1 protein-coding gene is annotated in these 928 nt (G+C 46.7%); it reads right to left on the bottom strand.

The genetic code is table 11. The features are described from left to right. Positions 1-87: 87 nt before the first annotated feature. A complete protein-coding gene (gene minC, locus A3739_RS27085) occupies positions 88-891 on the bottom strand; it encodes a septum site-determining protein MinC (RefSeq protein WP_082869091.1) in 804 nt (267 codons plus the stop codon). Between the last annotated feature and the right edge of the window lie 37 nt (positions 892-928).

Genomic DNA, 928 nt, shown 5'->3' with positions numbered 1-928 from the left:
TGTTCTATTCCCATGTTGCTATGTTGTTTGAAGTTGGGCTTAAGCCTCTTTACTTCTTGCGCTCTTATTCGGCGCTTAATGGGCTCTTTAGAGCTCTAGTTTTTTAAAATTCAGAGTTTGCTCGTCCAAATATACTTGGCAGGGCTTGCCTATGGTTGAGCTTGGAATGTCTTCGCTTATTTTGTATTGCCCTGCGACGGAGACAAGTTCTGCTGCCATGCTTTGGCAGAAGATGCGTGCTTTGGTATTGCCTTTAACCCCAGCTAGCGCGCGTCCGCGCAATGTACCGTAAACATGAATGTTTCCGTCGGCTAGTATTTCTGCGCCGGCACTTACAGAGGCTAGAATGATCAAGTCACCATCTGCTGCGTAAACTTGTTGTCCTGATCGAATAGGATGATGGACAATTTTACTAATCTGTGTTTCAGTTTTGATTTCGACCTTTGCAGGCTCATCTGCTTTGGGTTCCTGCGGCGCAGGTTCGCTAGCTGCTGGAGTGTCTGTATCGATCGCTGCGTTACGTTCTTTTTGTTTGGCTAATATTCCTAAGCCATGATTGCGCGCGACGTCTTGAAGTGATGCGCTGGCGCCTCTTACAGCGATTGCCTTCACTTGGTGTGCTTGGCATATCTCGATGAGACGCTCAAAGTCGAGGCTTGGTTCTTCATACTTCTCTAGGCCAATCACGACAGGAAGGTTTTCAAAAAAACTAGGGGCTTGAGCGACTTTCGCTGCGAGTTCTTCGCTGAATTGCTTTGGTTCAAAGCTGGTGAGCTCTAAGGCAGTCATTGGAGCTAAGGATGCTTTAAGTTTGATGCTTGGCTGAACAGGCGGGTTTTCTGCTGACTTGTGTGCTTCTGGAGCGATGGTTGTGCCTGTGTCCGAACTCATGATTACCCTAATTTTCTATTTTGTTTTTTTGTTTGCA

The organism is Oleiphilus sp. HI0067, from assembly GCF_001635735.1.
This window is presented reverse-complemented; position numbering and strand designations above follow the sequence as displayed.

Bases quoted from the DNA above. Each gene is read 5' to 3' on its own strand.
- minC (WP_082869091.1), bottom strand. From the start codon at position 891: ATGAGTTCGGACACAGGCACAACCATCGCTCCAGAAGCACACAAGTCA.